Below are 25,251 nucleotides of genomic sequence, written 5' to 3'. Positions count from 1 at the left end.
TAAATGTTTATATTATTAATACATTAAAAGTTAACATTAATTTATCAATTATGTGGCGTCAGGCTGGCTTAACACATTCAGAGTTGCTATAAGAACAGGCAAATCATAAAGATATAAAATCTCAATAGAGTAGTTTTCTTCGATTCATCGTTACAATAAATGCAAATAAATATGCTCAAATATGTCAAACCATGAAAAGTATGTTCAGCCATCAGCGGATTAATTTTATATACCCCGAAAAATTCAGCACAATTCGCTTAAGTTTTGCAGAAATTTCATCCCTTAATCAGAGCCTTCCCGAGGGATGGGGTTGACATCAGTCTTCATATCCAGTACCACTAAAAGCATATCGCATTCGCCTGGAGCTTGATTGATGACTTACATTGCTCGTTTCAACGGTCTACTACTACTAAACGCACCTTCGTTGCGCGGTAGACTGGTGGACGACATTCAGCATTAAGTCAGCTCCAGTTAAGACAAAAAACCCGCGCCGTTGCGCGGGTTTTTTTATGCTCGAAGCAAGGCGCCCTAAAGACCAAGGACCTAAACCATGAGCCAGCAAGTCATTATTTTCGATACCACCTTACGCGACGGTGAACAGGCGTTACAGGCGAGCCTGAGTGTGAAAGAAAAACTGCAGATTGCGCTGGCCCTCGAACGAATGGGCGTTGACGTGATGGAAGTCGGTTTCCCGGTCTCTTCACCGGGTGACTTTGAGTCCGTACAAACCATCGCTCGTCAGGTTAAGAACAGCCGCGTTTGTGCCTTAGCACGCTGCGTAGAAAAAGATATCGACGTTGCCGCAGAATCTCTGAAAGTCGCCGAGGCTTTTCGCATTCATACGTTTATCGCCACTTCGCCGATGCATATCGCGACGAAATTACGCAGCACGTTGGATGAAGTAATCGAGCGCGCTGTCTACATGGTTAAGCGTGCGCGTAATTATACGGATGACGTGGAGTTCTCATGCGAAGATGCTGGTCGAACCCCTATCGCCGACCTGGCCCGCGTGGTTGAAGCGGCGATTAATGCGGGTGCCAAAACCATTAATATCCCCGATACCGTTGGCTACACTATGCCTTTCGAATTTGGGGCAATCATTTCTGGTCTGTATGAACGCGTACCGAATATCGATAAAGCCATCATCTCCGTACATACCCATGATGACTTAGGCCTGGGCGTCGGCAACGCGCTGGCAGCCGTCCACGCCGGTGCTCGCCAGGTGGAAGGTGCGATGAACGGCATCGGCGAACGCGCCGGTAACTGCTCACTGGAAGAAGTGATCATGGCGATCAAAGTGCGCAAAGATATCCTGAACGTACAGACTCGTATTAATCACCAGGAAATCTGGCGCACCAGCCAGTTAGTCAGCCAAATCTGCAACATGCCTATTCCGGCCAACAAAGCCATTGTCGGTAGTGGGGCGTTTGCCCACTCCTCCGGCATCCATCAGGACGGCGTGCTGAAAAATCGTGAAAACTACGAAATCATGACGCCTGAATCCATCGGCCTGAACCAGGTGCAGCTGAACCTGACTTCCCGTTCCGGACGCGCCGCGGTGAAACACCGTATGGACGAGATGGGATATAAAGAGAATGAATACAGCCTGGACAACCTGTACGACGCGTTCCTGAAGCTGGCGGATAAAAAAGGTCAGGTATTTGATTACGACCTGGAAGCACTGGCCTTTATTAATAAACAGCAGGAAGAGCCGGAGCATTTCCGTCTGGATTACTTCAGCGTACAGTCCGGCTCAAATGACATTGCCACCGCCTCCGTCAAGCTGGCCTGCGGTGAAGAAGTCAAAGCCGAAGCGGCGAACGGTAACGGTCCGGTCGATGCCATTTATCAGGCCATCAACCGTGTGACTGAATACAACATCGAACTGGTGAAATACAGCCTGACCGCCAAAGGGCACGGTAAAGATGCGCTGGGTCAGGTAGATATCGTGGCCAACTATAACGGTCGTCGTTTCCACGGCGTCGGTCTGGCTACGGATATCGTCGAATCTTCTGCTAAAGCGATGGTTCATGTGCTGAATAACATCTGGCGCGCCGAAGAAGTCGAAAAAGAATTGCAACGCAAAGCTCAGAACAACGAGAACAACAAGGAAACCGTGTGATGTCGAAGAATTATCATATTGCTGTTTTGCCGGGTGACGGTATTGGCCCGGAAGTGATGGCGCAAGCCCTGAAGGTACTGGACGCAATCCGCAACCGTTTTAACATGCGTATTACCACCAGCCACTACGACGTGGGTGGTGCCGCTATTGATAACCACGGTCAGCCGCTCCCGCCTGCAACGGTTGAAGGCTGTGAGCAAGCTGACGCCATTCTGTTTGGCTCCGTTGGCGGCCCGAAATGGGAAAATCTGCCGCCAAACCAGCAGCCTGAACGCGGCGCGCTGCTGCCATTACGTAAGCATTTCAAATTATTCAGCAACCTGCGCCCGGCTAAGCTGTACCAGGGTCTGGAAGCATTTTGCCCTCTGCGGGCAGATATCGCCGCGAACGGTTTCGACATCCTGTGCGTGCGCGAACTGACCGGCGGGATCTACTTCGGTCAGCCAAAAGGCCGCGAAGGCAGCGGTCAACATGAAAAAGCATTTGATACCGAGGTTTATCACCGTTTTGAGATCGAGCGTATTGCGCGTATCGCGTTTGAATCCGCTCGCCAGCGCCGCCGCAAAGTCACGTCGATTGATAAAGCCAACGTACTGCAAACATCGATTCTTTGGCGCCAAATCGTCAATGAAATTGCGAATGAATATCCAGACGTTGAACTGGCACATATGTACATCGACAACGCGACAATGCAGTTGATTAAAGATCCGTCCCAGTTCGACGTGCTGTTGTGCTCCAACCTCTTTGGCGACATCCTGTCTGACGAATGCGCCATGATCACCGGATCAATGGGTATGTTACCGTCCGCCAGCCTGAATGAGCAGGGCTTTGGTCTGTACGAACCCGCAGGCGGTTCCGCCCCGGATATCGCCGGGAAAAACATTGCCAACCCTATCGCCCAAATCCTGTCGCTGGCGCTGCTGTTGCGCTACAGCCTGGATGCCAATGATGCGGCCACCGCTATTGAGAGCGCCATCAATCGCGCATTAGAAGAAGGCATTCGCACCGGTGACTTAGCCCGTGGCGCTGCCGCAGTCGGTACTGATGAAATGGGTGACATCATTGCCCGTTACGTCGCAGAAGGGGTGTAATCATGGCTAAAACGTTATACGAAAAATTGTTTGATGCGCACGTTGTCTTTGAAGCGCAAAACGAAACCCCGCTGTTGTATATCGACAGGCATCTGGTGCATGAAGTGACCTCTCCGCAGGCGTTTGATGGCCTGCGCGCGCATGGACGTCAGGTGCGCCAGCCCGGTAAAACCTTCGCCACCATGGACCACAACGTCTCCACGCAGACCAAAGACATTAACGCCTCCGGCGAAATGGCGCGTATTCAGATGCAGGAATTGATCAAAAACTGCAATGAATTTGGCGTCGAACTGTACGACCTGAACCATCCGTATCAGGGTATCGTCCACGTGATGGGACCTGAGCAAGGCGTAACGTTGCCGGGTATGACCATCGTCTGCGGCGATTCCCACACCGCCACACACGGCGCATTTGGCGCACTGGCCTTTGGTATTGGCACCTCTGAGGTTGAACACGTTCTGGCAACGCAGACCCTGAAACAGGGGCGCGCCAAAACCATGAAGATTGAAGTCAACGGTCAAGCAGCGCCTGGCATTACCGCTAAAGATATCGTACTGGCGATTATCGGTAAAACCGGTAGCGCAGGCGGTACCGGACACGTAGTTGAGTTTTGTGGCGAAGCCATCCGCGCGCTGAGCATGGAAGGCCGCATGACCCTGTGCAACATGGCCATTGAAATGGGCGCCAAAGCGGGTCTGGTCGCACCGGATGAAACGACCTTTAACTATGTGCAGGGTCGTTTACACGCACCGAAAGGCGAGGATTTCGCCCACGCGGTAGAGTACTGGAAAACGCTGAAAACCGACGACAACGCAACGTTTGATACCGTCGTTACTCTGCAGGCAGAAGAGATCGCGCCGCAGGTCACCTGGGGTACGAACCCGGGCCAGGTCATCTCGGTGAACGATAATATTCCCGATCCGGCTTCATTTGCCGATCCCGTTGAGCGCGCATCGGCTGAAAAAGCGCTGGCGTATATGGGGCTGAAACCGGGCATTCCGTTAACTGAAGTGGCTATCGATAAAGTGTTCATCGGTTCCTGCACCAACTCGCGTATTGAAGATTTACGTGCCGCGGCGGAAATCGCCAAAGGACGTAAAGTCGCGCCTGGCGTTCAGGCGCTGGTAGTGCCGGGTTCTGGTCCGGTGAAAGCGCAGGCGGAAGCGGAAGGTCTGGACAAGATCTTCATCGAAGCAGGATTTGAATGGCGTTTGCCTGGCTGTTCCATGTGCCTGGCCATGAACAATGACCGCCTGAACCCTGGCGAGCGTTGCGCATCCACCAGCAACCGTAACTTTGAAGGTCGTCAGGGCCGCGGTGGTCGTACGCACTTAGTCAGTCCGGCCATGGCTGCCGCTGCCGCCGTCACCGGTCATTTTGCCGACATTCGCAGCATCAAATAAGGAAACTACCATGGCAGAGAAATTTACCCAGCATACCGGCCTGGTTGTCCCACTGGATGCCGCCAACGTTGATACCGACGCAATTATTCCTAAACAGTTTTTGCAGAAGGTTACGCGCACCGGTTTTGGCGCTCATCTGTTTAACGACTGGCGTTTCCTGGACGAAAAGGGGCAACAGCCTAATCCAGAGTTTGTGCTGAACTTCCCGGAATATAAAGGCGCCTCAATTCTGCTGGCACGGGAAAACTTTGGCTGCGGCTCTTCACGTGAACATGCGCCATGGGCGCTGACCGATTACGGCTTTAAAGTGGTGATCGCGCCAAGCTTCGCCGACATCTTCTACGGCAACAGTTTCAATAACCAACTGTTGCCGGTGACCCTGAGCGACGCGCAGGTAGATGAATTGTTCGCGCTGGTTTTAGCCAACCCGGGGATTAAATTTGAAGTGGATCTCCAGGCGCAGGTGGTGAAAGCAGGCGATAAGTCCTACAGCTTTAAAATCGACGACTTCCGCCGCCACTGCATGCTGAATGGTCTGGACAGCATCGGGCTGACGCTGCAGCATGAAGCGGCCATCACCGAGTATGAAGACAAGCAGCCAGCGTTTATGCGCTAGTCATTGCGATACCGGATGCGCTGCGCTTACCCGGCCTACGGATTTCTGTAGGCCGGGTAAGACGTTTACGCCAGTTTAGACGTCCTTCACCCGCCCGGTCATCACCAGCGTAACGACAGAAATTGCCGCAATCACCCAATAGACGGCAAAGTGGCCGTAGCTTTGCGCAACAGCTCCCTGAATCACTCCCGCCAGGATGACTCCCGTTGAAATACTGTTGGTAAATAGTGTGGTCGCTGACCCCGCTCGTCCGGGCATCAAATCCTGAAACCACAGCATGCCTATCCCGGCGATAATACCGATAAATACCGCGTTAAACAGTTGCAGCACCAGCAGCGCCGTACGGCTGTGAAAGAAGATTAAACCCAGATAAAACAGCACGCCCGCCGCAACTGCCGCGATCATCATTCGCCGTTTACCAAAGCGCTTCACGTAATAGCCCGCCAGAATCATCGCCGGAATTTCTAGCCCAGCCGCCGTTCCCATCAGGATCCCGGCCAGCTTGTCCGGCAAGCCCAGCTCAAGGCTTATCCACAGCGGCATATCGATGATGTACATGGTATTGCAGGTCCACATCAGCGTGGAGGCAATAAACAGCATGCGCACATTTTTGTCCTGCCAACCGCCAGTGTGTTCGAGCGGCACATCTACAGGCTGCTCCACCCGCGCGACGGACGGCAGTATCAGCGCAATCAGCACCAGGCTAATGGCAAAAATCCCTGCGGCAATGGAAAACATCGCCGTAAAGCCGTAATTCAGGGCCAGCATGAAGGCCAGCGGCGGTCCAATCACCCATGCCAGTGAAAGCTGCGCACGCATCACCGAGCTAAACATCACCACTTCACGCGCGGAGTTATCAGCATATTCTCGCGCCAGCGCAAACAGCTGCGGCATCGCGGTATTCGCCAGCGAGGCCAGCAGCACACCGCAGGTGATCAGCGTAAGATAGTGGCGATTAAACGCAAACAGCAGCGCGTTGCCAATTGCCATCAGGCAACAGAACATGATCAGCTTGCGCCGATCGCCCTGGCTGTCGGATCGTTTCGCGAGCCCCAGGCTGACAACGATCCCGACAATCGCATTGACGGTGTAAAACAGCCCGACCCAAAATGGCTGCGCCCCGACTTCACGGCTCAGGAACAGGCTCAGCGTGGGGGCCTGTAATGCCCCCGCCACGCCCATCATAAAAGCGACCAGCATAAATGCCGCGTAAACGCCGTTGAGGCGCCGTCCCATGGTCATAATCCAGAGCATATCTTTCCTTTTAAGCGCAGCTGAAACGAAAAAAGCCAGCAGAAAAAATCTGCTGGCGGGTGATTTTACACCAATACTCAGTCACACATGATGTCTGCAATTCCCAATTCAGGAGTCAGGCTGTCACCTCCCACTGCATCAGCTCTTCGAGCATCTTTAAGCGCTGCGGTGCGCTCAGGCAAGCCAACCAGGACGATTTTTCCGTCGCGGTAAAGTACTCCAACCAGAACTGACGCATAGATGACCCCTTCGTTGTCTCATCGCTTCATCGGAATTTATTATTGGCTTAATATAGGGATTATAAAATTGCTGAGTTTTCCGCAGGAGTTCCCCTTTTATGTCTTCTGGTCGTTTGCAACAACAGTTCATCCGTCTGTGGCAATGCTGCGACGGCAAAACGCAAGACACGACGCTTAACGAGCTGGCGGAGCTTCTGAGCTGCTCGCGCCGCCATATGCGTACGCTGCTTAATACCATGCAGGAACGCGGCTGGTTAACGTGGGAAGCCGAAGTTGGACGAGGTAAACGCTCGCGCCTGACATTCCTCTATACCGGGTTGGCGCTCCAGCAGCAGCGGGCAGAAGACCTGCTGGAACAGGATCGCATCGATCAACTGGTGCAACTGGTCGGTGACAAAACGGCCGTACGGCAGATGCTGGTTTCCCACCTCGGCCGCAGTTTTCGCCAGGGTCGACACATCATGCGCGTTCTCTATTATCGTCCCATGCACAACCTGCTTCCGGGTACGGCATTGCGCCGCTCCGAAACCCATATCGCCCGGCAAATCTTCAGCGCCCTAATACGGGTAAATGAGGAAAATGGGGAACTGGAAGCGGACATCGCCCATCACTGGCAGCAGATTTCACCTTTACACTGGCGATTTTTCCTGCGCCCGGGGATCCATTTCCATCATGGCCGCGAACTGGAAATGGAAGATGTCATCGCCTCGCTGACGCGCATTAACGCTCTGCCGTTGTACTCACACATCACGCAAATCGTCTCGCCCACGGCCTGGACGTTGGATATCCATCTGTCCCAGCCTGACCGCTGGCTTCCCTGGTTATTGGGGCAAGTCCCCGCCATGATCCTGCCGCGAGAATGGGAAACGTTAAATAACTTCTCCAGTCACCCGATTGGCACTGGTCCATATGCGGTGATTCGCAATACCAATAACCAACTGAAGATTCACGCATTTGATGATTACTTTGGCTACCGGGCGCTGATCGACGAAGTTAACGTTTGGGTGCTGCCCGACATCGGCGAAGAGCCTGGCGGCGGGTTGACGCTAAAAGGCCCCACGGAGGATGAAAAGGCGATCGAGAGCCGGCTCGAAGAAGGCTGCTACTACCTGCTGTTTGATACGCGCACCCACCGTGGCGCTAATCAAGAGGTCCGCGAGTGGGCTAGCCGCGTTCTCTCGCCAACCCATTTAATCTGCCACGCCGACGAACAGTACCAACGACTGTGGTTCCCCGCCTACGGTTTGCTTCCCCGCTGGCACCATGCCAGACCCGGCCATGGTGAAAAACCAGCCGGACTGGAAACGCTGACTCTCACTTACTATCGCGATCACATCGAACACCGGATTATCGCGCAGATCATGAAAACGCTGCTGGCGGAACATCAGGTACAGTTGAATATTCAGGAGATCGACTACGATCAATGGCATGCGGGTGAAATAGTCAGTGATATCTGGCTCAACAGCGCCAACTTTACCCTACCGCTGGACTTCTCGTTGTTCGCGCATCTCTGCGAAGTCCCATTACTGCAAAACTGTATCTCGCGGGACTGGGAAAACGATGCCGCCCGCTGGCGAACCGGTGAAATGAGCCTGGCGGCATGGTGCCAACAGATGCTCGCCACAAAGGCCATTGTGCCGTTGATCCACCACTGGCTGATCATTCAGGGCCAGCGCAGTATGCGCGGGCTACGCATGAATACTCTAGGCTGGTTTGATTTTAAATCGGCGTGGTTTGCACCGCCGGATCCTTAATTGCTGCTGAGCAACAAAATCATTACACTAACGCCGTTCTCAACGGGGTGCTAAATAAAAAACATACACAAAATCATTCGATCTGCGTATGGGCTGAGAGATACCCGTCGAACCTGATCCGGATAATGCCGGCGAAGGGATTTGAGTCAGTTCCTCAAGTCCTTTGCCACCCAACTCTTGAGGTGCAAAGTGTTTAAAAAATGTCTTCCGCTTTTACTGCTGTGCGCAGCGCCTGCCTTCGCTAAACCTGTACTGACCGTCTACACCTACGACTCGTTCGCAGCTGACTGGGGCCCAGGCCCGACAATCAAAAAAGCCTTTGAAGCTGACTGCAACTGCGAGCTGAAACTGGTCGCGCTGGAAGATGGCGTCTCACTGCTTAACCGCCTGCGCATGGAAGGAAAAAACAGCAAAGCCGACATCGTGCTGGGTCTGGATAACAACCTTCTGGAAGCCGCAACGCAAACCAAATTGTTCGCCAAAAGCGGTGTGCCAGGTGACGCCGTTAACGTGCCCGGCGGCTGGAAAAACGATACCTTCGTTCCGTTTGACTACGGCTATTTCGCCTTCGTTTACGATAAGAACAAGCTGAAGAATCCGCCCAAAAGTCTGAAAGAACTGGTAGAAAGCGACCAGAAATGGCGCGTCATTTATCAGGATCCGCGCACCAGCACGCCTGGTCTGGGTCTGCTGCTATGGATGCAGAAAGTCTATGGCGATAAAGCGCCAGAGGCGTGGCAGAAACTGGCAGCCAAAACCGTCACCGTCACCAAGGGCTGGAGCGAAGCCTACGGCCTGTTCCTGAAAGGTGAAAGCGATCTGGTGCTCAGTTATACCACCTCTCCGGCCTATCACATCATCGCCGAGAAAAAAGACAACTACGCCGCAGCCGACTTTAGCGAGGGCCATTATTTGCAGGTGGAAGTCGCCGCTCGTACCGCGGCCAGCAAGCAGCCGGAACTGGCCGAGAAATTCCTGAAGTTTATGGTGTCTCCGGCATTTCAGAATGCGATTCCGACCGGCAACTGGATGTATCCGGTAACGCAGGTCGCCCTGCCGCCAGGATTCGAGCAACTGAATAAACCAGCCACCGCGCTGGAATTTACGCCGCAGCAGGTTGCAGCTCAACGCCAGGTATGGATTAGCGAATGGCAACGCGCCGTCAGCCGTTAATTCCCGGCTGGCTGGTTCCAGGGCTTACCGCCGCCACGCTGATGGTGGCCGTTGCCCTGGCCGCGTTTCTGGCACTGTGGTTTAACGCCCCGCAGGGAGAATGGCTCTCGCTGTGGCAGGACGACTACCTGTGGCACGTGGTGCGCTTTTCTTTCTGGCAGGCTTTTTTATCCGCAGTGCTGTCGGTCATCCCGGCGATTTTCCTGGCAAGAGCGCTCTATCGTCGTCGTTTTCCTGGACGTCTGGCGCTGCTGCGCCTGTGCGCGATGACGTTAATCCTGCCAGTGCTGGTGGCGGTCTTCGGTATTCTTAGCGTCTATGGTCGTCAGGGCTGGCTGGCCTCGCTCTGGCATACATTGGGGCTGGAATGGACCTTTTCGCCATACGGTTTACAGGGCATTCTGCTGGCGCACGTCTTTTTCAATCTGCCGATGGCCAGTCGTCTGCTGTTGCAATCACTGGAAAATATTCCCGGCGAACAACGACAGTTAGCCGCTCAGTTGGGTATGCGCGGCTGGCATTTCTTCCGCTTTGTTGAATGGCCATGGCTACGCCGTCAGATCCTTCCCGTGGCGGCGCTCATCTTTATGCTCTGTTTCGCCAGCTTCGCCACCGTTTTGTCGCTGGGCGGCGGACCGCAGGCCACCACCATCGAGCTGGCGATTTATCAGGCGCTTAACTTTGATTACGATCCCGGTCGTGCAGCCATGCTGGCGTTGATCCAGATGGTTTGTTGTTTAGCGCTGGTACTGCTCAGCCAACGTCTGAGCCGCGCTATTGCTCCCGGCACCACGCTGGTTCAGGGCTGGCGCGATCCCGACGATCGTTTGCACAGCCGCCTGACAGACGCTCTGCTGATTATTCTGGCCCTGCTGCTGTTGTTGCCGCCGCTGCTGGCGGTGATTGTCGATGGCTTTAACCGCCATATGCTGGATGTTCTTAGGCAACCTGTACTGTGGCAGGCGCTGGGAACCTCGCTGCGCATTGCGCTGGCGGCAGGAGCGTTGTGCATTGTACTCACCATGATGCTGTTATGGAGCAGCCGTGAACTACGTGCCCGACAGCAGGTGCTGGCAGGTCAAATGCTGGAGCTGAGCGGCATGATGATCCTCGCCATGCCGGGTATCGTGCTAGCTACCGGCTTCTTTCTGCTGCTCAATAATACTATTGGGCTCCCCGAATCTGCCGACGGCATTGTCATTTTTACCAATGCGCTGATGGCGATCCCTTACGCGCTGAAAGTGCTGGAAAACCCAATGCGTGACGTCACTGCGCGCTACAGTATGTTGTGCCAGTCGTTGGGAATAGAGGGATGGTCGCGGCTGAAAGTGGTTGAACTGCGCGCCCTGAAGCGTCCGCTAGCGCAGGCGATGGCTTTTGCCTGCGTGCTGTCGATTGGCGATTTTGGCGTGGTGGCGTTATTTGGTAATGAGGATTTCCGCACCCTGCCGTTTTATTTATATCAGCAGATTGGCTCTTATCGCAGTCAGGATGGCGCGGTTACGGCGTTATTACTGCTGATCCTGTGCTTTACGCTGTTTACCGTTATTGAAAAATTGCCGGGTCGAAATGTTAAAACTGATTGATATCACATGGCTTTATCACCATTTGCCCATGCGCTTTACGCTGTCGGTCACGCGCGGCGAGCAGGTAGCGGTGCTCGGGCCCAGCGGCGCCGGGAAAAGTACGTTGCTGAATCTGATTGCCGGCTTTCTCACGCCAGCCAGCGGCACGATGATGATTGAAGGTGAAGATCACACCGCCACGCCGCCCTCACGCCGCCCCGTTTCCATGCTGTTTCAGGAAAATAACCTGTTCAGCCACCTGAGCGTGCAGCAAAACATTGGCCTGGGCCTTAACCCGGGATTAAAGCTGAACGCGCTTCAGCGGGAGAAAATGCGCCACATCGCCCAGCAAATGGGGATCGACTCTCTGCTGGAGCGCCTCCCCGGCGAGCTTTCCGGCGGACAGCGACAACGCGTGGCGTTGGCGCGTTGCCTGGTGCGAGAACAACCCATTTTGCTGCTTGATGAACCGTTCTCTGCGCTCGATCCTGCGCTGCGCCAGGAGATGTTAACGCTGGTCGCCGAGGTCTGTCGCGAGAAACAGCTTACATTGCTGATGGTTTCTCACAGCGTAGAAGATGCGGCGCGAATTGCGCCCCGATCGGTTGTGGTCGCCGATGGACGCATTGCGTGGCAAGGCAAAACAGACGAGCTACTAAGCGGTCAAGCCAGTGCCTCAGCGCTGTTAGGCATCAACCCTCATATTTCGTAGGCCGGATAAGGCGAAGCCGCCATCCGGCAAAGGAATCGCTAGTAACCCACAACTTTGCGCAGAATATCGATATACACCGGCATCAGCGGATGACGCAGTAACGCCACCAGCGCGACCACGCCGATCCCGAGCGTCAACGGCGCCAGATACAGCAAACGGCTGCGGGGGAACCAGGCGGTTAGGCGATCGACAGCCGCTTTGCCACTGCGCCACAGCCGCCAGCACAGCCAACCGCCCACCCATAGCAGCAGCGCCGTCCCCAGCAGCAACCATTTGAAATCTCCGCTCTGCATATCAGAAGGAATATCGATTGCCGCTCCCGCCAAAATACCCGGCAGGAAATAGAACGGCGGCCACAGGATGCAGCCAATAATGTTCGGGACGATAAATTTAGCGACAGGCAGATCCAGCATGCCCGCCACCATCGGCACCAGTGGACGCGTCGGCCCGACAAAACGGCCCACCAGAATAGTAAACATGCTGTGCTGATGCAGCGCGTGCTCGGTTTTATCCAGCAGCGCCTTGTTCTTTTTCATGAACGACCAACGGTGCAGCGGCTTTTTAAAGCGCCAACCCAACCAGAAGGAGATCCAGTCCCCCAACAGGCAACCAATGATGCCCGCAAGCCAGGCATGCCAGAAGTTCAGTTCGCCGCTGCCAATCAGCGCCCCCAGCCCCGCCATCATCACGGTCCCGGGCAGAATCAGGCCAACCAGCGCCAGCGACTCCAAAAAGGCCACCAGAAGTACGGCGATCAGAGAGTACAGGGCGGACTGGAGAATAAAGTGTTCCAGCAATGCTTGCATAATGTGTCCGTCAGATTTACGAAGCAGGGATTTTGATAACCCTTCTCAACTTCGTCAAGCCATCAATTGTCTGAATAGATTGCCAGTTATGACAACTTTCAGGACACATCATTCACTTTTTATTCACATCCAGCACGGAACTCGCTCGGGCTGGCGCCGGTACATTTTTTGAAAACACGAGAAAAATAGAGCTGATCGTCAAAGCCAACATTGCGCCCGACGGTGGCGATCGGCATACGTGTGGTACTCAGCAATAGCTTTGCCTGGCTGATGCGCTGATCCTCACGCCAGCTTAATACGCTAATTCCAAGCTGTTGGCGGAAGAGATGCGACAAGCGGGAAGGCGACAGGCAGACATGCTGCGCGACGCTGGCGATGTCAAAATTACTGTCCGCCAGGTGATCGCTGATGTACTGGCAGGCATCGCGTACGCGGTTGTCCATGGGCGGGTGCAGCGATTCGTTAATAGCTTCCATCCGTCGCAGCAATAACTGCTCCAGTAAATTAATCGCTAACAGTTCGGAATAGCGGCCTTCTCCCTGTCCGGCGTTGATTATCTGCCCAAACAGTTCATTAAAATGCGGCTGATGCGCTTCATCCGGACGAAAGAAACCGGTCTGGGCAAAAATGGCCGGCCAGGCCAGCCACTCCTGCCAGTAAGCGCGCGGGCGAAAGTAAACCCACTGGTGATACCATTCGCTGGCGTCAGGATGACGTCCATAATGGTGAATTTCTCCAGGTGGAAACAGCAAAATATCACCAGGCCGGCAGACAAACTGCTTGCCCTGATTATTAATAACCCCTTCGCCACGGATGGTGAGATTGAGGATATAACCCTTCATCCCCAGCGGTCTGTCGATAAAAAAATCCAGGTACCCGTTTGCCTCAATGGGGGTTAATCCGGCCACCAAATGCGCGTTAAACGAATAGCCTGGCAGCAAGGGATCGTTTTGCGTTTCAGCCATAATTTCAATACTCCCTATATTCTGCTAAGAAACAATTTGTCCATATAACGCCAGACATCATCGGCATCGCCCCTGCGTGCCGCAGTGTTTGCGGTAATGGACCATCAACCCCGCTTGTGAAAAGCAATTTGTAAAAAACATGTACTGGGCCAACGTCAAAATCAGCTAACAAAAGTGTCTATAACTACGGCAGAAATGTCCACATTGATTATTTGCACAGCGTCACACTTTGTGATCCCACAGCATTTTAGTCCATAAGATTAGCGGATCCTGCCTGACGGTTTTTATCCCCACTCACTACTGTTTATCCATACCCGTATTTTTGGATGGAGTAAGACGATGGCGATTGCAATTGGCCTCGATTTTGGCAGTGATTCAGTACGCGCATTGGCAGTGGAATGTGCCACCGGTGAAGAAATCGCCACCAGCGTAGAGTGGTACCCACGTTGGCAGCAAGGGCAGTATTGCGACGGCCCGAACAACCAGTTTCGCCATCATCCGCGCGACTACATTGAATCCATGGAAGCGGCGCTGAAAACCGTACTGGCCGAACTGAGCGCGGAACAACGCGCGGAAGTGGTCGGCATTGGCGTTGACAGTACCGGTTCAACCCCGGCCCCCATCGATGCCGACGGCAACGTACTGGCGCTGCGTCCGGAGTTCGCGGAAAACCCAAATGCAATGTTTGTTCTGTGGAAAGATCACACCTCAGTAGAAGAAGCTGAAGAAATCACCCGCCTGTGCCACACGCCGGGCAAGAGCGATTACTCCCGCTATATCGGCGGTATTTATTCCAGCGAATGGTTCTGGGCCAAAATCCTGCATGTGACTCGCCAGGACCACGCGGTTGCCGAAGCTGCGGTCTCGTGGATTGAGCTGTGCGACTGGGTTCCGGCCCTGCTCTCCAACACCGTACGCCCGCAGGATATTCGCCGCGGTCGCTGCAGCGCCGGGCATAAATCCCTGTGGCATGAAAGCTGGGGCGGTCTGCCGCCAGCCAGCTTCTTTGACGAACTTGACCCCATCCTCAACCGCCATCTGCAATACCCAATGTTTACCGATACCTTCACGGCCGACCTGCCGGTTGGCACCCTGTGCACCGAGTGGGCACAGCGTCTGGGGTTAGCGGAAAGCGTGGTGATTGCCGGCGGCGCTTTTGACTGCCATATGGGGGCGGTCGGCGCGGGCGCACAGCCCAATACGCTGGTGAAAGTCATCGGCACGTCGACCTGCGACATTCTGATTGCCGACAAGCACAGCGTCGGCGAGCGCGCGGTGAAAGGCATTTGCGGCCAGGTTGATGGCAGCGTGGTGCCGCATTTTATTGGCCTCGAGGCGGGTCAGTCTGCATTCGGCGATATTTATGCCTGGTTTAGCCGCGTGCTGAGCTGGCCGCTGGAACAGCTTGCCGCGCAACACCCGGAGCTGCAGTCCCAGATTAAAGCCAGCCAAAAACAGCTGCTGCCAGCGCTAACCGAAGCCTGGGCGAAAAATCCATCGCTTGATCATCTGCCGGTAGTGCTCGACTGGTTCAACGGTCGCCGTACGCCCAATGCCAATCAGCGTCTGAAAGGCGTAATTACCGATCTGAATCTGGCAACCGACGCGCCGGCGCTGTTCGGTGGTCTGATTGCCGCCACGGCCTTTGGCGCACGCGCCATCATGGAATGCTTCACCGAACAAGGCATTGCGGTTAACAACGTCATGGCGCTTGGCGGTATCGCGCGTAAAAACCCGGTCATCATGCAGGCCTGCTGTGACGTGCTAAACCGTCCGCTGCAGATTGTCGCTTCAGACCAGTGCTGTGCGCTCGGTGCGGCAATCTTCGCCGCCGTTGCCGCGCAGGTCCATGCAGACATTCCAGCCGCGCAGCAACAAATGGCGAGCGCCGTGGAAAACACGCTGCAACCTCGCCCAGAGCAGGCTCAACGTTTTGAACAGCTTTACCGCCGCTATCAGCAATGGGCAGTAAGCGCTGAACAACAGTACCTTCCGACTGCCGCTCCGGCGCAACAAGCCCCGGTAGACCTGGCAACCCTGACACATTAAGGACACGACAATGACGATTTTTGATAACTATGAAGTGTGGTTTGTGATTGGTAGCCAGCATCTGTATGGCCCGGAAACACTGCGTCAGGTAACCCAACATGCCGAGCACGTTGTTAACGCACTGAATACTGAAGCTAAACTGCCCTGCAAACTGGTATTAAAACCGCTGGGTACTTCACCTGACGAAATTACCGCTATCTGTCGTGATGCCAACTATGACGATCGCTGCGCAGGCCTGGTGGTCTGGCTGCATACCTTCTCCCCTGCAAAAATGTGGATTAATGGTCTGACTATCCTCAACAAACCGCTGATGCAGTTCCACACCCAGTTCAACGCCGCCCTGCCGTGGGACAGCATTGATATGGACTTTATGAACCTGAACCAGACCGCACACGGCGGCCGTGAGTTCGGCTTCATCGGGGCGCGTATGCGTCAGCAGCATGCCGTGGTCACTGGTCACTGGCAGGATAAACAAGCGCACGAGCGTATTGGCTCCTGGATGCGCCAGGCCGTGTCCAAACAGGATACCCGCCATCTGAAAGTCTGCCGTTTTGGCGACAATATGCGCGAAGTTGCGGTCACTGACGGCGATAAAGTTGCGGCACAGATCAAATTCGGTTTCTCGGTAAATACCTGGGCCGTGGGCGATCTGGTGCAGGTAGTGAACGCAATTAGCGACGGCGAAATCAACGCGCTGATCGACGAGTACGAAAGCACCTACACCATGACGGCGGCGACGCAAGTCAATGGTGAAAAACGTCAGAACGTACTGGAAGCCGCCCGTATTGAACTGGGGATGAAACGCTTCCTGGAACAGGGCGGATTCCACGCCTTTACGACGACATTTGAAGATTTGCACGGCCTGAAACAACTCCCGGGTCTGGCCGTACAGCGTCTGATGCAACAAGGCTACGGCTTTGCGGGCGAAGGCGACTGGAAAACCGCCGCTCTGCTTCGCATCATGAAGGTGATGTCAACCGGTCTGCAGGGCGGCACCTCATTTATGGAGGATTACACCTACCACTTCGAGAAAGGCAACGATCTGGTGCTCGGTTCGCACATGCTGGAAGTGTGCCCGACCATCGCGGTGGAAGAGAAACCGATCCTCGACGTACAGCATCTCGGCATTGGTGGTAAAGACGATCCTGCCCGTCTGATCTTCAACACTAAAACTGGCCCGGCAGTGGTTGCCAGCCTGATCGATCTCGGCGATCGTTATCGCCTGCTGGTTAACTGCATCGACACGGTGCAAACGCCGCACTCCCTGCCGAAACTGCCGGTGGCTAACGCATTGTGGAAGGCCCAGCCGGATCTGCCAACCGCATCTGAAGCCTGGATCCTCGCCGGTGGCGCGCACCACACCGTCTTCAGCCACGCGCTGGATCTGAACGATATGCGCCAGTTCGCTGAAATGCACGATATCGAGATCGCAGTGATCGATAACGATACCCGTCTGCCGGCCTTTAAGGACGCACTGCGCTGGAACGAAGTGTATTACGGCTTCAAACGTTAACAACTGCCGGTTGGCGGCGTAGACACCTTATCCGGCCTACAGGATGTGCGATTTGTAGGCCGGATAAGCGTAGCGCCATCCGGCAAGATTCATCGGAGAGCATCATGTTAGAAGATCTCAAACGTCAGGTACTGGAAGCCAATCTGGCGTTACCTAAGCACAATCTGGTCACCCTGACCTGGGGGAACGTCAGCGCTGTCGATCGCGATCGCGGCGTGTTTGTGATCAAACCTTCCGGGGTCGATTACAGCGTAATGACCGCAGAAGATATGGTCGTCGTCAGTATCGCTACCGGTGAAGTTGTAGAAGGTACGAAGAAACCCTCATCCGATACCCCGACGCACCGTCTGCTGTATCAGGCATTCCCAACCATTGGCGGTATTGTTCATACTCATTCACGCCATGCAACCATCTGGGCGCAGGCCGGTCAGTCGATTCCGGCCACGGGTACCACCCATGCGGATTATTTCTACGGTTCTATTCCCTGCACGCGGAAAATGACCGAGGACGAAATCAACGGCGAATATGAGTGGGAAACCGGTAACGTGATCGTTGAAACCTTTGAGAAACAAGGCATTGACGCTTCGCAGATGCCTGGCGTGCTGGTGCATTCTCACGGTCCGTTTGCCTGGGGAAAAAATGCCGAGGATGCGGTGCATAACGCCATTGTGCTGGAAGAAGTCGCCTATATGGGGATCTTCTGCCGTCAACTCGCGCCACAGTTGCCGGATATGCAACAAACCCTGCTGGATAAACACTACCTGCGCAAACACGGCGCAAAAGCCTACTATGGGCAGTGAAATTAATACAAGCGCGCCCGGAAAGAGTGGCGCGCTTTCTTTTTATTCCGTTATATATTCTGCAAACGAACTGCGATACATACAGTTATTAGCACAAACGTATTTAATCACGTTATCATAATGTCCCAGAGTATCCTCCCCATCCAGTGAATGAAAGAAAATATAATCTGCAATTGTTGATTGCCAGCGTTGTCCGTTCAATAAGTAATTAATAACCGTATCACGATGCCCATTTATTCTGTCATGTCCTTGCCAGTGAAAAAAAGCATTCCCTCGTTCAATAACCTCAGTACGCCAGATTTGCCCTGACCACGTTCTATACTCAATGTATCGACTTACCGACTTAATTGTAGGATTAGATAACTGAGTATTCACGAAGAGATAGTGATCATATCCTACCTGTAACGCCTGAGTATAAACATTCATAATACCTCTCCATCATACAACACACCCAAGCTATTGATATAAAACACTCGAGCTATCAGATGAATAAAATTATATTAAGCGATAAAAATCAAATTATACAGAGAGATATTCCCGACGAAATCGAACTGAAAATCCGTTTTTATCCAGACAATAGCAAGCCATATAAATATATTATATTCAACCTGATAACCCGAATGTTTCGATTAAAATAGTTACACTAACCATGAATAAAAACAAATAAAAATAGGGACAATTTTCTCTGAACCGAGGGATAAGTAACAAAACTGGATGAGCACAATTCCGAAAATGACACAAAAATCCTGATGCGGACTTCCAACTTATGAAAAATACATAACCACAAAGAAATAGTAAATACAAATAGCCATGACAGGCCAATAAAATAATTCAAAGGAAAATATTCAAGAGCGGCATTCATTTATTCAATACCAAACCCGACCCTGTAACACTTTACTGCAGAGGGAGTTTTGCCTTTACTGTTGCGGCAACTTCCTGCAACGTTCATTTTTAACTGTACAAAATAACAGTACAATCATGTAAACCAGGCTATAATAATGCCTGGTTTTTTAATGGATACGTAGCGTGGCGCAGGCAGGCTTTATTTTAACCCGGCACTGGCGGGACACCCCGCAGGGAACTGAGGTCTCATTCTGGCTGGCTACAGACGACGGGCCACTGCAAGTCACGCTCGCGCCTCAGGAGTCGGTGGCGTTTATTCCTGGCAGTCAGGTTCCTCGCGTAACATCATTATTACGCACTGAAAACGGCTATCGCCTGACGCCGCTTCAGTTGCAAGACTTCCACCGCCAGTCCGTTTCCGGCCTGTATTGCCGCTCACATCGCCAGCTTATGCGCCTGGAAAAACTGCTGCGCGAAAACGCGGTTACTGTCTATGAGGCTGACGTGCGCCCGCCGGAGCGGTATCTGATGGAGCGCTTTATCACGTCCCCTGTTTGGGTTGAAGGCGACAGACATAATGGCACGCTGGTTAATGCCCGGCTGAAGCCGAACCCGGATTATCGACCGCCGCTGAAATGGGTATCGCTGGATATCGAAACCACGCGCCACGGCGAACTCTACTGTATCGGTCTTGAAGGTTGTGGGCAGCGTATTGTCTACATGCTCGGCCCGGAAAACGGCGACGCCTCAGCGCTGGATTTTGAACTCGAGTACGTCGCAAGCCGCCCGCTGTTGCTGGAAAAACTTAACGACTGGATTGCCCGTCACGATCCCGATGTGATAATCGGCTGGAACGTCGTGCAATTCGATTTACGCGTCCTGCAAAAGCATGCCGAACGTTACCGTATTCCTCTGCGTTTTGGTCGTGATCATAGCGAGCTGGAGTGGCGCGAGCATGGCTTCAAAAACGGCGTGTTTTTCGCACAGGCTAAAGGCCGCCTGATTATCGACGGCATCGAGGCGCTCAAATCCGCATTCTGGAATTTCTCGTCATTTTCGCTGGAGACGGTGTCGCAGGAGCTGCTGGGCGAAGGGAAGTCAATTGATAATCCCTGGGACAGGATGGACGAAATCGATCGCCGGTTTGCCCAGGATAAGCCCGCGCTCGCCACCTATAATCTCAAAGACTGTGAACTGGTCACGCGTATTTTTCATAAAACCGAGATCATGCCATTCCTACTGGAACGATCGACGGTCAATGGCCTGCCGGTCGACCGGCACGGCGGCTCCGTTGCCGCCTTCGGCCATCTCTACCTGCCGCGAATGCATCGGGCGGGTTACGTGGCACCAAATCTGGGGGAGGTTCCCGCGCACGCCAGCCCCGGCGGCTACGTAATGGACTCACGCCCGGGTTTGTACGACTCCGTGCTGGTACTGGATTACAAAAGTCTGTACCCGTCAATTATTCGTACATTTTTGATCGATCCGGTGGGACTTATTGAAGGGATGGCGCATCCGGATCCGGAGCACAGCACCGAAGGATTCCTTGACGCCTGGTTCTCACGCGAAAAACATTGCCTGCCGGAAATCGTTACCCAGATCTGGCATGGGCGCGATGAAGCCAAACGCCATGGCAATAAGCCGCTCTCGCAGGCGCTGAAAATCATCATGAACGCATTTTACGGCGTGCTTGGCACCACCGCCTGCCGTTTTTTCGACCCGAGGCTGGCTTCGTCTATCACCATGCGCGGTCACGCGATCATGCGTCAGACCAAAGCGCTGATTGAAGCTCAGGGTTACGACGTTATCTATGGCGATACCGACTCGACCTTTGTCTGGCTTAAAAAGGCGCACTCAGAAGAGGATGCCGCCCGGATTGGCCGTGAGCTGGTGAGCTATGTCAACGACTGGTGGGCGCAGTCGCTAAAGCAACAAAACCTGACCAGCGCGCTGGAACTGGAATTTGAAACCCACTTTTGTCGCTTTCTGATGCCAACCATTCGCGGTGCAGATACCGGCAGCAAAAAACGCTACGCCGGGATGATTCAGGCGGGCGCTGAGCAGCGCATGGTGTTTAAGGGGCTGGAAACGGTACGAACCGACTGGACACCGCTGGCCCAGCAGTTTCAGCAGGAGTTATACCTGCGAATTTTTCGTAACCAGCCCTATCAGGAGTTCGTTCGCGAGACTATCGACCGTCTGATGGCGGGTGAACTGGATGAACAACTGGTGTACCGTAAGCGTCTGCGCCGCCCGTTGAGCGAATACCAGCGCAATGTTCCGCCACACGTGCGCGCTGCGCGGCTAGCCGATGAGCAGAATGTCAAACTGGGGCGTCCACCTCAGTATCAGAATCGCGGTACGATTAAATATGTCTGGACGATTAATGGCCCAGAACCTGTTGATTATCAGCAGTCTGCTCTCGATTATGAGCATTATCTGACCCGTCAGATCCAGCCGGTCGCCGAGGGAATTCTTCCCTTTATCGATGATAATTTTGCTACACTACTCACAGGACAACTGGGGTTATTTTGACGCGTGACGAAACCGCCGCCATCCAGTACCATAGCGCCCTTTCCATTCCTGGACCCATTTAACACCACTACCACTGATTTATTAGCCTGGTAGCGGGGTCGTATGCTCTCAATAACGGGGACTAGCCCGGAAAATGACGAGTATTGCCTGCAATTAAAGATATAGAGCCGAACATATATGCCTTTTACACTTGGTCAACGCTGGATCAGCGATACAGAAAGCGAATTGGGACTTGGTACTGTTGTCGCCATGGATGCGCGAACCGTCACTTTACTTTTCTCATCGACGGGCGAAAACCGTCTGTATGCGCGCAGTGATTCCCCCGTGACCCGCGTGATGTTCAATCCTGGTGATACGATAACGAGCCATGAAGGCTGGCAACTGCATGTCGATGAAGTAAAAGAAGAAAACGGCCTGCTTGCCTATATCGGAACCCGCCTTGATACCGAAGAAACCGGTGTCATGCTGCGTGAAGTGCTGCTCGACAGCAAACTGGTATTCAGCAAACCGCAGGATCGCCTGTTTGCCGGTCAGATTGACCGTATGGATCGCTTTGCGCTGCGCTATCGCGCGCGTAAATTTCAGAGCGAGCAGTACCGTATGCCATGGAGTGGTTTGCGTGGTCAACGTACCAGCCTTATCCCCCACCAGCTCAACATTGCCCATGATGTTGGCCGCCGCCATGCTCCTCGCGTTCTGCTGGCTGATGAAGTTGGTTTAGGTAAAACCATTGAAGCCGGGATGATATTGCATCAACAGCTACTTTCCGGCGCTGCAGAACGCGTGCTAATCATCGTCCCGGAGACGCTACAGCACCAGTGGCTGGTCGAAATGCTGCGCCGTTTCAACCTGCGCTTTGCGCTGTTCGATGATGAGCGTTATGCAGAGGCGCAGCACGACGCCTACAACCCGTTTGAAACCGAACAGTTGGTTATCTGTTCGCTGGACTTTGCCCGTCGCAGTAAACAGCGTCTGGAGCACCTGTGTGACGCCGAATGGGATCTGCTGATCGTCGATGAAGCCCACCACCTGGTGTGGAGCGAAGACGCGCCCAGCCGTGAATATATGGCCGTTGAACAACTGGCAGAGCGCGTGCCGGGTATCCTGTTGCTGACCGCAACGCCTGAACAGCTGGGCCTGGAAAGCCACTTTGCGCGCCTGCGCCTGCTGGATCCAAACCGTTTCCACGATTTCGCCCAGTTTGTTGAAGAACAGAAAAACTACCGTCCGGTCGCCGACGCCGTCGCCATGCTGCTGGCTGGCAACAAGCTGAGCAACAATGAGCTGAACATGTTAGGCGACATGATTGGCGAACAGGATATTGAGCCGTTATTGCAGGCGGCAAACAGCGACAGCGAAGACGCCCAGAGCGCACGTCAGGAGCTGGTTTCGATGCTGATGGACCGCCACGGCACCAGCCGCGTGCTGTTCCGTAATACCCGTAACGGTGTGAAAGGCTTTCCGAAACGCGAACTGCATACCATCAAATTACCGTTGCCAACCCAATACCAGACGGCGATTAAAGTCTCCGGCATTATGGGCGCGCGTAAGAGTGCGGAAGACCGGGCGCGCGACATGCTCTACCCGGAACAGATTTATCAGGAGTTCGAAGGCGACACCGGCACCTGGTGGAACTTTGACCCACGCGTGGAATGGCTGATGGGCTACCTGACCAGCCACCGCTCGCAAAAAGTACTGGTCATCTGCGCGAAAGCCACCACCGCGCTTCAACTGGAGCAGGTACTGCGCGAGCGTGAAGGTATCCGCGCCGCCGTGTTCCATGAAGGGATGTCGATCATTGAACGTGACCGCGCGGCGGCCTGGTTTAGCGAAGAAGATAGCGGCGCCCAGGTGATGCTGTGCTCTGAAATCGGCTCCGAGGGACGTAACTTCCAGTTCGCCAGCAATCTGGTGATGTTTGATCTGCCGTTCAACCCGGACCTGCTGGAACAGCGTATTGGCCGTCTGGACCGTATTGGTCAGGCGCATGATATCCAGATCCACGTTCCATACCTGGAAAAAACCGCGCAATCCGTGCTGGTGCGCTGGTACCACGAAGGTCTGGATGCGTTCGAACACACCTGTCCGACCGGACGCACCATCTATGACACAGTCTATAACAATCTAATCGGCTACCTGGCTGAGCCAGAAAACACCGATGGCTTTGACGATCTGATCAAGACCTGCCGCGAACAGCATGACGCGCTGAAAGCACAGCTGGAGCAAGGGCGCGATCGCCTGCTGGAGATCCATTCGAACGGCGGCGAAAAAGCTCAACGGCTTGCTGAAAGTATTGAAGAGCAGGACGACGATACCAGTCTGATCGCCTTCGCGATGAACCTGTTTGATATCGTTGGTATTAATCAGGATGACCGTGGCGACAATTTGATCGTGCTCACACCGTCCGATCATATGCTGGTGCCAGATTTCCCTGGGCTGCCGGAAGATGGTTGCACCATTACGTTTGAGCGCGATGTCGCTCTGTCGCGTGAAGACGCGCAGTTTATTACCTGGGAACATCCGTTGATCCGTAATGGTCTGGATCTGATCCTCTCCGGCGACACCGGTAGCAGCACCATTTCGTTGTTGAAAAACAAAGCGTTACCGGTCGGTACTCTGCTGGTTGAACTGGTCTACGTTGTGGAAGCGCAAGCGCCGAAACAGCTGCAGTTAAACCGTTTCCTGCCGCCAACGCCGGTACGTATGCTGCTGGACAAAAACGGCAATAACCTTGCCGCGCAGGTTGAATTCGAAACCTTTAACCGTCAGCTCAGCGCCGTTAACCGCCATACCGGTAGCAAACTGGTCAACGCCGTCCAGCAGGATGTTCATGCCATTCTGCAGCTCGGCGAAGCGCTGGTGGAAAAATCGGCCCGCGCGTTGATCGACGCGGCGCGTAAAGAAGCGGACGAGAAGCTGACGGCAGAACTCTCCCGTCTGGAAGCGCTGCGCGCCGTTAACCCGAATATCCGTGATGACGAACTCAGCGCAATTGAAAGCAACCGTCAACAGGTGATGGAAAGCCTGGATCAGGCAGGCTGGCGTCTGGATGCCCTGCGCCTGATCGTCGTGACGCATCAGTAACGGAGCCATACATGGGGATGGAAAACTATAATCCGCCGCAGGAACCCTGGCTGGTTATCCTGTATCAGGATGAGCACATTATGGTGGTCAACAAACCGAGCGGCTTGTTGTCCGTGCCGGGCCGTCTGGATGAGCACAAAGACAGCGTGATGACGCGCATTCAGCGCGATTATCCGCAAGCTGAATCCGTACATCGTCTGGATATGGCCACCAGCGGCGTGATTGTAGTGGCGCTAACGAAAGCGGCAGAGCGCGAACTAAAGCGCCAGTTTCGCGAACGTGAGCCGAAGAAACAGTATGTTGCGCGCGTGTGGGGGCATCCCGCTCCTGCCGAGGGACTGGTTGATTTACCGCTGATTTGCGACTGGCCGAACCGGCCAAAGCAGAAAGTGTGTTATGAGACCGGAAAATCGGCGCAGACCGAGTATGAGGTGGTGGAGTTCGCGGCGGATAATACCGCCCGGGTTGTGCTCAAACCCATTACCGGACGCTCCCACCAGCTGCGTGTGCATATGCTGGCATTAGGGCATCCGATCCTGGGCGACCGCTTCTACGCCCCGCCACAAGCCCTGGCGTTAGCACCGCGCCTGCTGCTGCACGCAGAGATGTTAACCATCACGCATCCCGAATACGGCAACAGTATGACGTTTAAAGTCCCGGCGGATTTTTAAATTCTGAGCCAATTTATGCCGGGGGCGCTTCGCTTGCCCGGCCTACATTCATTAAC

20 protein-coding genes and 1 riboswitch are annotated in these 25,251 nt (G+C 54.0%); of the genes, 15 read left to right on the top strand and 5 right to left on the bottom strand.

Annotated features, from left to right (window positions below; all coding sequences use genetic code 11):
* Nucleotides 1–373 precede the first annotated feature (373 nt).
* The 5 genes from leuL to leuD all read left to right on the top strand — a co-directional run bounded on the left by leuL (nucleotide 374) and on the right by leuD (nucleotide 5,232).
* Nucleotides 374–460, top strand: coding sequence for a leu operon leader peptide (gene leuL / locus OGV77_RS24735; RefSeq protein ID WP_100193950.1), 87 nt, complete (start codon nucleotides 374–376; stop codon nucleotides 458–460).
* A 90-nt stretch (nucleotides 461–550) separates the two neighbouring features.
* Nucleotides 551–2,122, top strand: coding sequence for a 2-isopropylmalate synthase (leuA, locus tag OGV77_RS10510; protein WP_003829569.1), 1,572 nt, complete (start codon nucleotides 551–553; stop codon nucleotides 2,120–2,122).
* The gene (gene leuB, locus OGV77_RS10505; RefSeq protein WP_016155686.1) at nucleotides 2,122–3,213 is read left to right on the top strand and encodes a 3-isopropylmalate dehydrogenase; all 1,092 of its coding nucleotides are present in this window, start codon (nucleotides 2,122–2,124) and stop codon (nucleotides 3,211–3,213) included. Before leuA ends, leuB begins: the two co-directional genes overlap by 1 nt.
* A gap of 2 nt (nucleotides 3,214–3,215) precedes the next feature.
* On the top strand, nucleotides 3,216–4,616 hold the full coding sequence (leuC, locus tag OGV77_RS10500; RefSeq protein WP_043018417.1) for a 3-isopropylmalate dehydratase large subunit: 1,401 nt from the start codon (nucleotides 3,216–3,218) through the stop codon (nucleotides 4,614–4,616).
* 10 nt (nucleotides 4,617–4,626) lie between these two features.
* On the top strand, nucleotides 4,627–5,232 hold the full coding sequence (leuD, locus tag OGV77_RS10495) for a 3-isopropylmalate dehydratase small subunit (protein WP_043018416.1): 606 nt from the start codon (nucleotides 4,627–4,629) through the stop codon (nucleotides 5,230–5,232).
* Between the two features lie 75 nt (nucleotides 5,233–5,307).
* Here the strand turns inward: leuD and OGV77_RS10490 are convergent, their stop codons facing one another.
* Both OGV77_RS10490 and sgrT read right to left on the bottom strand, forming a co-directional pair.
* The gene (locus OGV77_RS10490) at nucleotides 5,308–6,486 is read right to left on the bottom strand and encodes a sugar efflux transporter (RefSeq protein WP_043018415.1); all 1,179 of its coding nucleotides are present in this window, start codon (nucleotides 6,484–6,486) and stop codon (nucleotides 5,308–5,310) included.
* 115 nt (nucleotides 6,487–6,601) lie between these two features.
* A complete protein-coding gene (sgrT, locus tag OGV77_RS10485) occupies nucleotides 6,602–6,724 on the bottom strand; it encodes a glucose uptake inhibitor SgrT (RefSeq protein ID WP_043018414.1) in 123 nt (40 codons plus the stop codon).
* Between the two features lie 99 nt (nucleotides 6,725–6,823).
* On the opposite strand from sgrT, the gene sgrR reads away from it, so the two are divergent.
* From sgrR to thiQ, 4 genes are all read left to right on the top strand, one after another.
* A complete protein-coding gene (gene sgrR, locus OGV77_RS10480; RefSeq protein WP_075145209.1) occupies nucleotides 6,824–8,479 on the top strand; it encodes an HTH-type transcriptional regulator SgrR in 1,656 nt (551 codons plus the stop codon).
* 33 nt (nucleotides 8,480–8,512) lie between these two features.
* Nucleotides 8,513–8,637: riboswitch (TPP riboswitch) on the top strand.
* Nucleotides 8,638–8,668: 31 nt separating this feature from the next.
* Nucleotides 8,669–9,652: a thiamine ABC transporter substrate binding subunit gene (thiB, locus tag OGV77_RS10475; RefSeq protein WP_075145210.1), complete on the top strand. Its 984-nt coding sequence runs from the start codon at nucleotides 8,669–8,671 to the stop codon at nucleotides 9,650–9,652.
* Complete coding sequence (gene thiP, locus OGV77_RS10470; RefSeq protein WP_075145211.1) at nucleotides 9,628–11,238, top strand: thiamine/thiamine pyrophosphate ABC transporter permease ThiP; 1,611 nt, start codon at nucleotides 9,628–9,630, stop codon at nucleotides 11,236–11,238. The genes thiB and thiP overlap by 25 nt, the downstream gene beginning before the upstream one ends.
* Entirely contained in the window at nucleotides 11,222–11,929 is a 708-nt protein-coding gene (gene thiQ / locus OGV77_RS10465) for a thiamine ABC transporter ATP-binding protein ThiQ (protein ID WP_087051008.1), read from the top strand. Before thiP ends, thiQ begins: the two co-directional genes overlap by 17 nt.
* Before the next feature lie 38 nt (nucleotides 11,930–11,967).
* Here the strand turns inward: thiQ and OGV77_RS10460 are convergent, their stop codons facing one another.
* Entirely contained in the window at nucleotides 11,968–12,735 is a 768-nt protein-coding gene (locus tag OGV77_RS10460; protein WP_087051007.1) for a DedA family protein, read from the bottom strand.
* A gap of 119 nt (nucleotides 12,736–12,854) precedes the next feature.
* Nucleotides 12,855–13,700, bottom strand: coding sequence for an arabinose operon transcriptional regulator AraC (araC, locus tag OGV77_RS10455; RefSeq protein WP_006686679.1), 846 nt, complete (start codon nucleotides 13,698–13,700; stop codon nucleotides 12,855–12,857).
* 339 nt (nucleotides 13,701–14,039) lie between these two features.
* Between araC and araB the strand changes: the two genes are divergently transcribed.
* From araB to araD, 3 genes are all read left to right on the top strand, one after another.
* The gene (gene araB / locus OGV77_RS10450) at nucleotides 14,040–15,749 is read left to right on the top strand and encodes a ribulokinase (protein ID WP_087051006.1); all 1,710 of its coding nucleotides are present in this window, start codon (nucleotides 14,040–14,042) and stop codon (nucleotides 15,747–15,749) included.
* A 10-nt stretch (nucleotides 15,750–15,759) separates the two neighbouring features.
* On the top strand, nucleotides 15,760–17,262 hold the full coding sequence (araA, locus tag OGV77_RS10445; RefSeq protein ID WP_087051005.1) for an L-arabinose isomerase: 1,503 nt from the start codon (nucleotides 15,760–15,762) through the stop codon (nucleotides 17,260–17,262).
* A gap of 104 nt (nucleotides 17,263–17,366) precedes the next feature.
* On the top strand, nucleotides 17,367–18,062 hold the full coding sequence (gene araD, locus OGV77_RS10440) for an L-ribulose-5-phosphate 4-epimerase (protein WP_043018406.1): 696 nt from the start codon (nucleotides 17,367–17,369) through the stop codon (nucleotides 18,060–18,062).
* A gap of 42 nt (nucleotides 18,063–18,104) precedes the next feature.
* Here the strand turns inward: araD and OGV77_RS10435 are convergent, their stop codons facing one another.
* On the bottom strand, nucleotides 18,105–18,488 hold the full coding sequence (locus tag OGV77_RS10435) for a DUF4751 family protein (protein WP_043018405.1): 384 nt from the start codon (nucleotides 18,486–18,488) through the stop codon (nucleotides 18,105–18,107).
* 600 nt (nucleotides 18,489–19,088) lie between these two features.
* Here OGV77_RS10435 and polB point away from each other — a divergent pair.
* The 3 genes from polB (at nucleotide 19,089) to rluA (ending at nucleotide 25,195) form a co-directional block, all read left to right on the top strand.
* Complete coding sequence (gene polB / locus OGV77_RS10430; protein ID WP_043018403.1) at nucleotides 19,089–21,440, top strand: DNA polymerase II; 2,352 nt, start codon at nucleotides 19,089–19,091, stop codon at nucleotides 21,438–21,440.
* Between the two features lie 177 nt (nucleotides 21,441–21,617).
* Entirely contained in the window at nucleotides 21,618–24,524 is a 2,907-nt protein-coding gene (gene rapA, locus OGV77_RS10425) for an RNA polymerase-associated protein RapA (RefSeq protein WP_087051004.1), read from the top strand.
* A gap of 11 nt (nucleotides 24,525–24,535) precedes the next feature.
* Nucleotides 24,536–25,195, top strand: a complete 660-nt coding sequence (gene rluA / locus OGV77_RS10420) for a bifunctional tRNA pseudouridine(32) synthase/23S rRNA pseudouridine(746) synthase RluA (protein WP_042312382.1) — start codon at nucleotides 24,536–24,538, stop codon at nucleotides 25,193–25,195.
* Nucleotides 25,196–25,251: the final 56 nt, after the last annotated feature.

Origin of the sequence: Citrobacter sp. Ce129, from assembly GCF_030334545.1 — a bacterium.
Taxonomy (GTDB): Bacteria; Pseudomonadota; Gammaproteobacteria; order Enterobacterales; family Enterobacteriaceae; genus Citrobacter; species Citrobacter europaeus.
The sequence above is the reverse complement of the archived record's forward strand: the minus strand, read 5'-3'. Positions and strand labels throughout refer to the sequence as shown.